Source organism: Mesorhizobium mediterraneum (genome assembly GCF_002284565.1).
Taxonomy (GTDB): domain Bacteria; phylum Pseudomonadota; class Alphaproteobacteria; order Rhizobiales; family Rhizobiaceae; genus Mesorhizobium; species Mesorhizobium mediterraneum.
In genome coordinates, this window is record NZ_NPKI01000011.1 from 1 (window position 1) to 12,366 (window position 12,366).

General features: G+C 63.3%; 11 protein-coding genes and 1 tRNA gene. 4 read left to right on the forward strand and 8 right to left on the reverse strand.

What is annotated here, in order from left to right:
• Positions 1-238 precede the first annotated feature (238 nt).
• Positions 239-1,978 carry a gamma-glutamyltransferase gene (gene ggt / locus CIT25_RS05155; RefSeq protein ID WP_095483496.1) on the forward strand — a complete coding sequence of 580 codons (1,740 nt, stop codon included), beginning with the start codon at positions 239-241 and terminating at the stop codon, positions 1,976-1,978.
• Positions 1,979-2,046: 68 nt separating this feature from the next.
• Here the strand turns inward: ggt and CIT25_RS05160 are convergent, their stop codons facing one another.
• Positions 2,047-2,391 carry a hypothetical protein gene (locus CIT25_RS05160; RefSeq protein ID WP_164547040.1) on the reverse strand — a complete coding sequence of 115 codons (345 nt, stop codon included), beginning with the start codon at positions 2,389-2,391 and terminating at the stop codon, positions 2,047-2,049.
• Between the two features lie 247 nt (positions 2,392-2,638).
• On the reverse strand, positions 2,639-4,717 hold the full coding sequence (locus tag CIT25_RS05165; protein ID WP_158302516.1) for a TonB-dependent siderophore receptor: 2,079 nt from the start codon (positions 4,715-4,717) through the stop codon (positions 2,639-2,641).
• A gap of 260 nt (positions 4,718-4,977) precedes the next feature.
• Between CIT25_RS05165 and CIT25_RS05170 the strand changes: the two genes are divergently transcribed.
• From CIT25_RS05170 to CIT25_RS05180, 3 genes are read left to right on the forward strand one after another with little or no spacing between them, the layout of a single operon-like run.
• Positions 4,978-5,898, forward strand: a complete 921-nt coding sequence (locus tag CIT25_RS05170; RefSeq protein ID WP_245329766.1) for an ABC transporter substrate-binding protein — start codon at positions 4,978-4,980, stop codon at positions 5,896-5,898.
• On the forward strand, positions 5,891-7,936 hold the full coding sequence (gene fhuB / locus CIT25_RS05175; RefSeq protein WP_095483499.1) for a Fe(3+)-hydroxamate ABC transporter permease FhuB: 2,046 nt from the start codon (positions 5,891-5,893) through the stop codon (positions 7,934-7,936). Before CIT25_RS05170 ends, fhuB begins: the two co-directional genes overlap by 8 nt.
• Before the next feature lie 20 nt (positions 7,937-7,956).
• The gene (locus CIT25_RS05180; protein WP_095483976.1) at positions 7,957-8,838 is read left to right on the forward strand and encodes an alpha/beta hydrolase; all 882 of its coding nucleotides are present in this window, start codon (positions 7,957-7,959) and stop codon (positions 8,836-8,838) included.
• 514 nt (positions 8,839-9,352) lie between these two features.
• Here CIT25_RS05180 and CIT25_RS05185 read toward each other — a convergent pair.
• The 6 genes from CIT25_RS05185 to infA all read right to left on the reverse strand — a co-directional run bounded on the left by CIT25_RS05185 (position 9,353) and on the right by infA (position 12,280).
• Positions 9,353-9,793 (reverse strand): hypothetical protein, encoded by a 441-nt coding sequence (locus CIT25_RS05185; protein ID WP_095483500.1) that lies wholly within the window; start codon positions 9,791-9,793, stop codon positions 9,353-9,355.
• A gap of 258 nt (positions 9,794-10,051) precedes the next feature.
• Positions 10,052-10,588, reverse strand: a complete 537-nt coding sequence (locus CIT25_RS05190; RefSeq protein WP_095483501.1) for an MgtC/SapB family protein — start codon at positions 10,586-10,588, stop codon at positions 10,052-10,054.
• Positions 10,589-10,922: 334 nt separating this feature from the next.
• Positions 10,923-10,998 (reverse strand) — tRNA-Phe (locus CIT25_RS05195).
• A gap of 198 nt (positions 10,999-11,196) precedes the next feature.
• On the reverse strand, positions 11,197-11,394 hold the full coding sequence (yacG, locus tag CIT25_RS05200) for a DNA gyrase inhibitor YacG (protein WP_095483502.1): 198 nt from the start codon (positions 11,392-11,394) through the stop codon (positions 11,197-11,199).
• A gap of 13 nt (positions 11,395-11,407) precedes the next feature.
• On the reverse strand, positions 11,408-12,034 hold the full coding sequence (locus CIT25_RS05205) for a Maf-like protein (RefSeq protein WP_095483503.1): 627 nt from the start codon (positions 12,032-12,034) through the stop codon (positions 11,408-11,410).
• 27 nt (positions 12,035-12,061) lie between these two features.
• Complete coding sequence (gene infA, locus CIT25_RS05210; RefSeq protein WP_006200926.1) at positions 12,062-12,280, reverse strand: translation initiation factor IF-1; 219 nt, start codon at positions 12,278-12,280, stop codon at positions 12,062-12,064.
• Between the last annotated feature and the right edge of the window lie 86 nt (positions 12,281-12,366).

Below are 12,366 nucleotides of genomic sequence, written 5' to 3' on the forward strand. Positions count from 1 at the left end.
GGTGTAGAACCTGTCCCATAGCGCATCCTTTGATTCGGACGGCAATGATGCGCCATTAAAGTCCGGGATCAAACACCTAGGATCCATGCGGTAACATCAGCCGAAGAGCGCAACGGCGCTTTACGAAGCGGACCGGCAAAGCGCGCGAAGGCCTCCGGAATCTTTCTACCATTGGCAGTAGACTCAACCCCTCCGACAGGGTCTTCTAGGCACATCCAACGCCCCTCGGAGAACGGCCATGCACCACACCCGCCGAACGTTGATCGCCGTCAGTCTTTCCCTCACCTTGACCTTTGCGCCGCTGGTGGCCGCATTCGCCGCCTCGCCACAGCCGGCGAAGGGCGAGCATGGCATGGTGGTGACCGCCCAGCATCTTGCGTCGGAAGTCGGCGTCGAGGTGCTGAAGAAAGGCGGCAACGCCGTCGATGCGGCGGTCGCCGTCGGCTACGCACTGGCCGTGGTCTACCCGAACGCCGGCAATATCGGCGGCGGCGGCTTCATGACCGTCCGCTTCAAGGACGGCCGCTCGACGTTCCTCGATTTCCGCGAGCGTGCGCCGCTCGCCTCGACGAAGACCATGTATCTCGACAATGATGGCAAGCCGGTGAAGGGCGCCAGCCTGGACGGCTATCTCGCGGTCGGCGTGCCGGGCTCGGTGGCCGGCTTCGAGATGGCACGGGAGAAGTACGGCACGCTGACGCGGCAGGACCTGATGGCGCCGGCGATCGGCTATGCCAAGGACGGCTTCGTGCTAGAGCAGGGCGATGTCGCCTCGCTCGAAGGCGGCGCCGAGCGGCTGGCCAAGGACCCAGCGGCCGCTGCCATCTTCCTGAAGCCGGACGGCAAGCCGTATGCCATCGGCGAGCGCCTTGTTCAGGCCGACCTCGCCGCGTCGCTTTCAGCCATTTCGGAGCAAGGTCGCGATGCCTTCTACAAAGGACCGATCGCCGACGGCATCGTTAGGGCGAGCGCGGAGAAGGGCGGCATTCTGGCCAAGGCGGATTTCGAAACCTACGCGGTCCGCGAGCTCGAGCCGGTGACCTGCAACTACCGTGGCTACGAGATCACCTCCTCGCCGCCGCCGAGCTCGGGCGGCGTCATCATCTGCGAGATCCTCAACGTGCTGGAAGGTTACCCGCTGTCCTATCTCGGCGCCGGTTCCGCCGAAACCGTCAAAGTCATGGTCGAGGCGATGCGCTATGCCTATGTCGATCGCAACTCGGCGCTCGGCGACCCCGACTTCGTCGACAATCCGGTCGAAAAGCTGCTCGACAAGAACTATGCGAAAGAAATCCGCGAAAAGATCGATCCGTTCCGGGCTGGCGTGTCGCAGGAATTGATGCCGGAGGGTTTTGGCGAGAGCCAGGAAACGACGCATTATTCGATCGTCGACAATGACGGCAACGCCGTCGCGGTGACCTATACGCTGAACGGCTCGTTCGGCGCCGCCGTTGTCGCCGACGGCACCGGCATCCTGCTCAACAACGAGATGGACGACTTTACCCAGAAACCGGGCGTGCCCAACCTCTACGGCCTCGTCCAGGGTGAGGCGAATGCGATCGAGCCGAGAAAGACGCCGTTGTCGTCGATGAGCCCGACCATCGTCGCCAAAGACGGCAAGCCGTTCATGGTCATCGGCAGCCCCGGCGGCTCGCGCATCATCACCATCACGCTAGAAGCGATCGTCAATGTCGTCGATCATGGCATGAACATCCAGGAGGCGATCGACGCGCCGCGCATCCACCACCAGTGGCTGCCCGACACGGTCTACATCGAGCCGTTTGGCCTGTCGCCGGACACCGAAAAAATGCTTGCCGGCATGGGCTACCACCTCGATGTCACCGAGGCGACCTGGGGCCAGGCGGCCGGCATCCTGGTCGGCGGCAAGAGCCTAGCCGAGATCGAAAAGGGCGGCGGCGCCCGCTACAATGGCGCTATCGATAGCCGCGCCGCATCCGGCGAGGCAATCGGATATTAGGTTTCGTGCGCCCCGGGGTCTGTTGAGATTCAGGTCAGGCCGGCATCACCTGAATATCGGCAGACCCGTCAGATGACCAAGGTGACGGTGGACGCAATCAGCATCACCGCCGCCACGCCGACGAACAAGGCATAGATACGCGGCCGATCGAGCAGAAGCGCATTTCCGGATATCCACGCCGCGGTGGCGCCGCCAAGCGCGTACAGGAAGCCGTTGCGGTGCCCCAAGGCCAGGGATGCGGCCATCAGCCCACCGATGATAAGGGCGCCGAACACGATGATCACGGCGACCGCGTATTTCTCGAAATCGTTGCTGGCCACACCCGGACCCATTGCGTTCAACGTCGACAGGTCGTCCGGGTCGAAGGGGTTGGCCGACCCATATTCGTCTTGACCGACAGGCTCGCGCATCATTCATTCTCCTTGAAGCGGCAACAAATCATCAAGCCTTGCCGAGCGCAACTGGATCGCGCCGCGTGGAATACGATCGGCACGGTCTTCAACACTTTCTGGCGGCGGCTTGCTACCGGTTTTTTGGATTTATGTCGGGTCGTCCTGCCGTTCCAGGCGATCTGCCCGGCTGGAATCGCAGGTCGGAGCCGTTTCAGCATGCAATGCGTTCATGGAGGAAAAATGATGCTGGAGGCCGCCGCCGCTGCCCCTAGAACCTCATGCTGAGGCTGCCCTTGATGACGCGGCCTTCGCCATAGATGCAGCTGAGGTCTTCATTGCTGCCGGCCCTATAGCAAGTCGAGTAGTAGGTCTTGTCGAACAGGTTGGAGACATTGATCGCGGCCTGCCAGCCGTTCTTCTGGTAGCGCAGTGCCGCATCGACCAGCGTGTGGCCGGGCACGTTGGTTGCGTTCGCGTTGTCGCCGAAGCTTGCGCCGATGTAACGCACGCCGGCGCCGACGCTCAAGCCCTCAAGCATACCGTTGCCGACCTCGTAATTGGCCCACAGCGACGCCTGATGTTCAGGCACCAGCGACGGGCGGTTGCCGACGACGGCGGGGGCATCCTTGGTTATCTCGGCGTCGAGATAGGTGTAGGCCGCAGTCATGCTCAGGCCGGACGCGAGGTCGGCATTGGCCTCGATCTCGAGGCCGCGATGCCGGACTTCTCCGGTTTGAACTTGAAACTGACCGATAGAGGTCACAACATTGGTCTTGCGCAGGTCGAACAGCGAAGCAGTGATGAAACCAGGGAAGAAGCTCGGTTCGTACTTCACGCCGACTTCGTATTGCTTTCCCAACGAAGGCTGGAACGCGTCTCCGGACTGGGACTGGCCGATATTGGTTGTGAAGGATTCGGCATAACTGGCATAGGGCGTCAGGCCATTGTCGAAAAGATAACCGACGCCGGCATTGCCGGTGAAGGCATGGTCGTTCTGGTCGTAGCTGCCCCCGTTGCCGCTGCGGTCCTCATTGGTGTGGTCTATCCAGGCCTGTCGGCCGCCGAAAGTCAGCACCCAGTGGTCGGCGATCCTGGACTGGTTCTGCGCATAGAGGCCGACCTGGCCGATCGTCTCCACGCGATCCACAAGGATGCCGGCGGGTGGCGTGATCGGGATCGAGTAATCCGGGTTCAGGATGTCGAGGACTGGCCCTTGCCCATAGTGGTTTATACCATCGACGGACTGCCTGTTGTAATCGAGACCGAACAGCAGCTTGTTTTCGACCAGCCCGAAGTCAGCCTTGTATTCGGCCTGGTTGTCGACGCTGAACAGCCGTGCCGTCTCGTCCACCGTGAACAGGGTGCGCGCCATCGTGTGGTCGTCGATCATCGCCGGGCCGCCGAGCCAGTCTCCAAAATAGAGCTGCCGGTAGTCGGTATCCTGCTGGGAGTAGCGCAGGTTCTGCCGCACCGTCCAATGGTCGTCGAACTCGTGACTGAACTGGTAGCCGATCGAGCCGTGGTTGGCGTCGAAGCGGTCGAAGTCAGGCGAGCCGGTGAAGAAGCTCCGCGGCAGGCCATAGCCCACGGGAAGGAACTGACCGGGCGCCAGCCTGTCCCACTGGTAGTTGGCGAGGATGGTGAGCGAGGTCTGCGCGTCCGGCTGCCATGTCAGCGCCGGTGCGACGAAGATGCGGTCGTTGCGCGAATAGTCGGTTTCGATCGCGCCGTTGCGCACCAGCCCGGTCAGCCGGTAGGACCACACGCCGGCGTCGTCGACCGGCCCGCCGATGTCGAGCCCGGCCTCGACCGTGTCGAAGCTGCCATAGCTGAGGAAGCCGTCATAGATCGGCGTGTCCGTCGGTCGCTTGCTGATGGCGTTGACCATGCCGCCGGCTTCGTTCTCGCCATAGAGCACCGAGGACGGTCCCTTCAGCACCTCGACACGCTCCAGCCCGTAGGGCTCGATCTTGAAGCCGGAGAAGTCGATCACCTTCTGCGGCAGCCCGTCGCGGTAGATCGCCGAGGTGCAGAGGTCGAAACCGCGGATCAGGCACTGGTCGAAGCGGTTGTCGACGCCCCAAGGCGAGGTGGTGACGCCGGCAAGATAGGATAGCGCGTCCTCAAGCTGCCCGGGCTGGCGGTCGTCGAGTTGCTTGCGGGTCACCACCGACACCGACTGCAGAATTTCCCTCAGCGGCGTGTCGGTCTTCGAGCCGGTGGTGGTGTTCTTGGCGATATAGCCGTCATCCGGGCCGATCGGGCTGTCGGTCTGTCCCTCGATATTGATAGGGTTGAGCTCGACCGTATTTTCCTGCGCGAAGGCCTGGGTGCAGAGCAGGGTCAAGAGGCATGTCGCAGCGATCAGGGAGCCTTGGCTTGGAATGCCGTTTCGCCGACCTGCCGCACGATATGCGCTCAACCTCATCTCGATCACCCTCACTGTCTGCGAAGCGCGGCATCGATTCGGCCGGCCAATAAATGTTGACTCTTTTAGTCATCTTCAATGTTGACTATTAAAATCATGTTTCATAGTCAACCGGTATCGACCGCCGGCAGCCAAATTCCGGAAATGCCCACACCTCGATTGAGGAGAGACCAGGGACCGTGCCTGAGCGTCACATCCAGACGGCCATCCGCTCTCGCAACCGAATGACCCGGCGCGCGGCGCTCGGACTTTTCGCGCTGCCCTTCGCCGGCATTGTGCCCTCGACGGTCGAGGCGAAGCCGCTGCGCATCGTCTGCCTGGATGACGGGCTGGCCGAGACCTTGCTCACGCTCGGCGTCAACCCGGTGGCCATTGCCGGTCGCGATGTCTGGGAGAACTGGGTGGTCGAACCGCCGCTGCCGCCGGAGATCGCCGATGTCGGCACGTTGCTGGAACCTAATCTCGAACTACTGCAGCAGCTTGCCCCGGACATCATCCTGTCCATGCCGTATCTCGACGGCATCAAGCCGCTGCTCGAACGCGTGGCGCCGGTAACGACGATCGGGCTCTATACCGAAGCGGGACAGCCCTATCAGCGCGCCATAGAGGCAACCCGCCAGCTGGCCAAGCTTGTCGGCAAGGAAACGGAAGGCGAAGCGCTGATCACAGCGACGGACGCCTATTTTTCAGAAGTTCGCCGGGAGCTGGCGCCGCTTTCGGCGCGGCCGATCTATATCGTCAGCTTCTTGGATCCGCGCAATGTGCGCGTCTACGGCAGGAAAAGCCTGTTTCAAGAGGTGTTCGACCGTATCGGACTGCGCAATGCCTGGGCGGGCGAGACCAATTATTGGGGGTTTTCGACCGTCGGCATCGACGGCTTGGCGACGTCGAGCGACGCGCGCCTTGCCTATCTCGAACCCTTGCCCGAGGGCGCCGGCGGCACGCTGACCGAAAGCCCGGTCTGGAATGCGATGCCCTTCGTGCGCAACCGCTCGATCATACGTCTTCCCGCCGTCCTGATGTTCGGCGCGCTGCCGTCCGCCACCCGTTTTGCCCGCGTCCTGGCCAAGGCGATGACTGGGGAAGCTGCCCGTGGCTGAGGACGCAACAGCCTTGGCGGAAGACGGCAGCCTGACTGGCCGGAGAGGGTCGCGCCGCATGTTGGGCAAACAGCCGGCGGCCGCGATCCTGCTCTGTGCGGTGCTGTCAGCGGCAGCGGCGGCGGCAACTGCCTCCAATCTCACCGTGCAGCTGCCTTCGGCACTTTGGCTGCAATCGCTCACCGCCCCTGATATCGACGACATGCGGCAGGTTCTCGTTCACTATGCCTTCCTGCCCAGGCTTACGGTCAGCCTTTTGTGCGGTGCCGCCCTTGGCCTTGCCGGAACCGTTCTGCAGCAGGTCTTGCGCAACCCGCTGGCCTCGCCGGAAACCGTCGGCGTCTCGGCCGGCGCCTATCTGGCTCTGGCATTGGCGACGCTTCTGGCACCCTCCCTGCTTGCCTACGGCCGCGAATGGGTGGCGCTTGCCGGCGCTTTTGTCGCCATATCGGCCGTCTTCGCCCTGTCCTGGCATAAGGGCCTGTCGCCGCTTTCCGTCGTGTTGGCAGGGCTGGTCGTCAGCCTCTATGCCGGCGCGGTTGGAGCAGCCCTCATCGTGCTCCGGCACGAATGGCTGACCAGCCTGTTCATCTGGGGCGCCGGGTCGCTCGGCCAGCAGGACTGGACGACGACGCTTTGGCTGTTGCCGCGCATCGGCGCTGCGGCTTTGGTGATCGGCCTCATGGTGCGGCCGCTCACCCTGCTTGGCCTCGACGATGAAGGCGCGCGCAGCCTCGGCGTTCCGCTTGGCGTGTATCGTTTCGCCGGGCTGGCTGCTTCCGTCGCGCTCATCGCTTTCGTCGTCGCTGCCGTCGGCGTGGTCGGCTTCGTCGGCCTGGCGGCGGCGTCCCTTGCCCGCATCGGCGGTGCGCGCCGGCTTAGCCAGCGGCTGGTCATGGCGCCGCTCATAGGTGCAGCGCTTCTGTGGGCCGCCGACCAGGCGGTGCAATTGGCGACCAGGGCGCAGGGCGACCTGCTGCCGACCGGCGCGATCACAGCCCTTCTCGGCGCACCGCTGCTGCTGTGGCTGCTGCCACGCCTGGCGCTTGGCCTGGAGATTCCGGCGCTCACCGAGGAGCGCCTGCCCAGAACAGGCCGGCCCGGCCTAGTGCTGGCGACGATTGGCCTGTCCCTGCTTCTGTTGCTTGGGCTGGCCTTGCTCTATGGACCGGGGCCGGACGGTTGGACGTTCGCCTTCGGCGACCAGTTGCAGCCCTTGTTGTCGTGGCGCTGGCCCCGCGTGTCCGCCGCGCTGGCAGCCGGCGCTATGCTGGCGCTTGCCGGGCTGATGATGCAGCGGCTGACCGGCAATCCGATGGCCAGTCCCGAGGTGCTCGGCATCAGCGCCGGTGCGGCGCTCGGCATGATGGTGGCGCTGTTTTCGCTCGACGATGCGGGCCGCCCGGCCCAGACCGCGGCGGCGACCGTAGGCGCATTTGCCGCTCTGCTGGTGACGCTGGCGATGGGGCGACGCGCCGCCTATGCGCCGGAGCGCCTTCTGCTCGCCGGCGTGGCCTTGACGGCGCTGTTCGACGCGCTGATCTTGGTGCTGACCGCCACAGGCGATCCGCGCGCCGTGAAGCTCCTCAACTGGCTCACCGGCTCGACCTATGGCGTCGATGCCGGTGCCGCGCTTCTGACCGGCGCCATCGCTTTTTGCCTGTTGCTGCTCGCGCCGCTTTTCCTGCGCTGGCTGGATATGCTGCCGCTTGGGTCCTCCGCCGTCCAGTCGCTTGGCGTCGATGTGCCCAAGACCCGGCTTCTCGTGCTGCTGATGGTTGCTGCTCTCACCGCCGCATCGACGCTGATCGTCGGCCCGCTGACCTTCATCGGCCTGATGGCGCCGCATCTCACCCGCCGCCTTGGGCTCGCCCGTGCGCTGCCGCAAGCCGCCGGCGCGGTGCTGGTCGGGGCTTTGATCATGGTCGCCGCCGACTGGATCGGCCGCACCGTCATCTTCCCGCGCCAGGTTCCGGCCGGGCTCGTCGCCACGCTGATCGGCGGCCCGATGCTGATGTGGTTGCTGCGCCGCCGCTGATCCCGATGCAAGAGGCACCCATGTCCGAACGACTGATTTCGACACCCGCATTGATCGCCGACACCACAGTCCACGATCTGGCTCCCGCGCATGGCGGCGATCCCTACCGGATATTCCTGCACGTGCCGGCAAAGCCAGAACCGCCGACCGGCTGGCCGGTTCTCTACATGACCGACGGCAACGCCGTGATCGGCACCGCCGTCGACGCCATGCGCGCCCAGGCGGGTTACCCGCTCGGCACCAATGTCGAGGACGGCGTGATCGTCGCCATCGGCTATCCCGTGGCAGGCGCCTACGACCCGCTCAGGCGCTCATGGGATCTCGGTCCGCCGCCGGGCAAGACCTACCCGCCATTCCATGATGGCGGCCCAGAGGTCAGGACCGGCGGGGCGGAAGAGTTCCTTGCCTTCATAGAGGACGAATTGAAGCCATGGGTGGCGAGCCGCGCCAGGATCGACAGCGACCGGCAGGCGCTTTACGGCCACTCCTTTGGTGGGCTGTTCGCGCTCTATGCCCTGTTCACTCGCCCGCTCGCCTTCCAGACCTGGATTGCTGCCAGCCCGGCCATCTATTGGGAGGATCGCCTCATCGACCGCTTTCTGCAGACGTTCGAAGCCGCCGTGCCGGATGGCTTGAGGATGCAGGTGATCCTGTCGGCCGGCGAATACGAGACGGAAAAGCTGGCGCCGTTCCAGATCGGTGCTGCGGACGAAGCAAAGCGCCTGGAGCACAAGAAACTGACGCGCACCGACGAATTCGCGCGGCAGATGGCGGAGCGTCTCGGCACGATCCCTGGCCTGAGCGCCGGTTTCGAACTGCATGCCGGCGAAAACCACATGTCCATCCTGCCGGTCACGGTCAACCGTGCCGTTCAGGCGGCGTTCGCGGTGCATCATCCCTGAACACAAGTGCTCAGGCGCGCCAATGCGGCGCCGAGGGCGCCTCTGCCGATCACAGATCCAGTCAGCTTGAGGTGACCATCGGACCTGGCGCGGGTAAGCTTCGCGGGGTTTGCTAGAGATGTCGGTCGAGAAGATTGGCCGGCGCCACTTGGGGGGGCGTTGGGGTAGATTGCCTGATGGGCGCCGGCCAGGCGGAAATCAGGTCCACCGCAAGGAAATATAGCAGGCGTGGCGAGCAATGGCAGTGGTGTGATCGCGGAAGGTCGTTCGCGCTTCCCGAATGCGTTGACCCATTATGGGTCAACACGTCTGGCACCTGAATTGCACCGCAGGCAATGCCGGGTAGCACCCCGGCATCGTCCCCGAGTATGGGGCCTCGCCGCTTCGCAAATGGAGCGGCGGGCCTTTTCGGCTAAGGCAACAGCTGCGAATTGCAAAATCACACTTCAGTTGGATTCAACCATCCGCGCGCCGCTGTGAGCGCGTCGCCACCGGATCTCCAAGGTAGCGTTTGTTATTCGGCGCGAGCCGGCGGTAGTTCGAACAGGTTGGCGCCATTCTCCTGGCCTCGCTCGACATAGCCGATTATTCGAAACCATTTTGCGACATCCGGTCTCTGGAGCCAGCTGCGCGAGTGAATGGGGAGGTTACCGGCGAGCGCCTGGATATGGCGAATGTGCCGCTTACAGAAGCGAACCGTTGCGGCGCTGAAGAAATCCTCCTGTGCGGCGAATAGCGTATCGGCGGCGTCGCTATGCTCGTGCCACGCGATGATCGCCACGGTCTTTTCACCCTGGACAAGCGCATGAGCACGGCCCTCTTTCAAATTCATCATCAGATTGTCGTACGCGATCTTGCTGTCCTTGCCGGCCGCGGCGTACTCGTCCGATATCCGCTTGGACAGATCACGGAAAAGAGCTTCCAGATCTCCAACCGTTGCTGCGCGTGCTCTCATTTCTCCTCCTAGAGCCCAGAGGTAGTTTGCCCTAAGGATAGGGGATCACCAAGCAAATCAAATCCGTCATCGGCCCAAAGCGAGCAAAGATGTTTCGTCGGGCGAGGCCGGCTGTGTTGGAAAATGGTGCCCTGAGGTGGAATCGAACCACCTCCGGGGTCAAATTTCTCCAGGCAGCGAGGGATATGACGCGCCAGGGGCCAGCTTGGGATCCGTCACGCACGCCGCGGTTCGTCCTTTGCACGCGGGGCGTTGCCCTCAGCCTTTGCGCCGCTTGGACTTATCTTCTTCCGACATGGGCTTTCCTTGTTCGGTGCTCTCGCCAATCCCGGACTTGGCTGCCAAACTATAAAGAAGGCCTGCCACGACAAGCACCAAAAGCGTGCCGAGGGCCGCCACCTGCCACAGACCGAGCCCGCACGCCACGCCAATTGCGCCGGACAGCCACATGCCTGCACCGGTCGTCAGCCCGTGGATCTCGCCTCTCGAAAACAAAATCGATCCGGCGGCAAGGAACGCGACGCCAGCGGTAACCGCTTCGACAACACGAATCGGATCCACCTTCACCGATTCCTGCAGAAACATCGGCGCGTGAACGATTTCAATCGTCAGAATACCGAAAGTAGCCGCTGCCACGCAGATCAGGATATGGGTGCGAAGGCCAGCAGGCCGATTTCGCCATTCGCGTTCGAAACCGATCGCAGCACCGAAGATCGACGCCAGTAGAAGCCTGGCCGCAATAACCGGAAACGGGACGTATGTCGGATGGCCGAATTCTTGGAGGAGTTGTTGCATGAGTAACCCGGGCTGACCGGACACAACGTGCTCGGACCGGCCAGGTTCCCCAAGGTTTGCCGGAGGGAGCGCCGGCCTCCACCTTATGGCGCACGAACCGATCGACACGCTGGGAAAGGCCCGGCACAATATGCTCATCAAGGCGGAATGCAGTTGCGGCAATGTCCGCTATTGCCGTTCGGCCGACCTGACGATGGTGTATGGCGGCGGGTTCGGTCCGCTAAAGCTGGAGTTCGATTGCAGCCGGTGCAAGCCGGAGATCAAAGTCACGCTGCTCGAAGTTCATCCCGAACCACAGCTTTTTCATAAGTTTCTGAATTTATTTGGGAAAAATTGGTGCCCAGAGGCGGATTCGAACCACCGACACGCGGATTTTCAGTCCGCTGCTCTACCAACTGAGCTATCTGGGCCTGTTCCGGCACGCGGGCAGTGTTGCACACCGGATTTCTTGAAAGCGCCGCAGGCGCCCCTTGAAAGCGCGTGGGTTATAGCACGGGAATCCGGCCTGTCCAGCGCTTAAGCGTTGATTTCGAGCGGGAGACCAGCAGTTGTTCGACAGGCTGATTCATGGGCCACGGTCGGGACCAGCGGACTGCTCTGAACGGGCCTCATTTGGGAGGGTCACCGTCCGTTTCGTCCTCGTCGTCGCGGGCCGAAATGACGTAGGCGCCCTTGAGCCAGCGGTTGAGGTCGATGTCCTTGCAGCGTGTCGAGCAGAATGGATAGGTCTCGCGCGCCGACGGCTTGCCGCATTCGGGGCAGGGCCGCTTGGGGCGCAGCGGTGTGACCTTGTCGTCCGAGCTCATGGTCGCCTCGAAATCATGGCCGAGCTGATAGCCAGTTGGCGTGCACCTTGAACCCCTCGCCGGTCAGAAGCGCCACCGTCTCATAGAGCGGCAGGCCGACGACGTTGGTGTAGGAGCCGACAAGCTTGACGACGAAGGCGCCGGCCAGTCCCTGGACGGCATAGCCGCCGGCCTTGCCGCGCCATTCGCCCGAGGCCACATAGGCGTCGATCTCGGCGCGCGGCAGCCGCTTGAAACGCACCCTGGTCTCGACCAGCCGCTGGCGCAGCTTGCCGGCCGGCGTGATCAGGCAGATGCCGGAATAGACCCGATGCGAACGGCCGGACAGCAGCCCGAGGCAATTGGCGACGTCGTCGAACGTTTCGGCCTTGGGCAGGATGCGCCGGCCGACGGCGACCACCGTGTCGGCGGCCAGCACGAAGCTGGGCGCATAGTCCTCTTCCGTCTGCAGTGAGGCCAGCGCCTTCTCGGCCTTTTCCTTCGACAGGCGCTTGGCCAGCGAGCGCGGATGCTCGGCGCGCAGCGGCGTCTCGTCGACACCGGCCGGCAGCACGCGATCCGGCTCGATGCCGGCCTGCTGCAATAGCTCGATCCGGCGCAGCGAACCCGAGGCAAGCACGAGCTTCTGCAAAATGCTCATCGCGATCCCGGCCGAACTCTGACGATCTTACTTGAAACGGTAGGTGATACGGCCCTTGGTCAGGTCGTATGGTGTCATCTCGACCAAGACCTTGTCGCCGGTCAGCACGCGGATGCGGTTCTTGCGCATGCGGCCGGCCGTGTGGGCGATGATCTCGTGTTCGTTTTCAAGCTTCACCCTGAACATCGCGTTGGGCAACAATTCCGTGACGACACCTGGAAACTCGAGGACTTCTTCCTTCGGCATTCGATACCTTTGCTTGGATGGGGATTCCCAGCGCCCCGGCCGGAATTTGGGCGGAACCTATATGATAATCGTGCGCTTGTGAACAT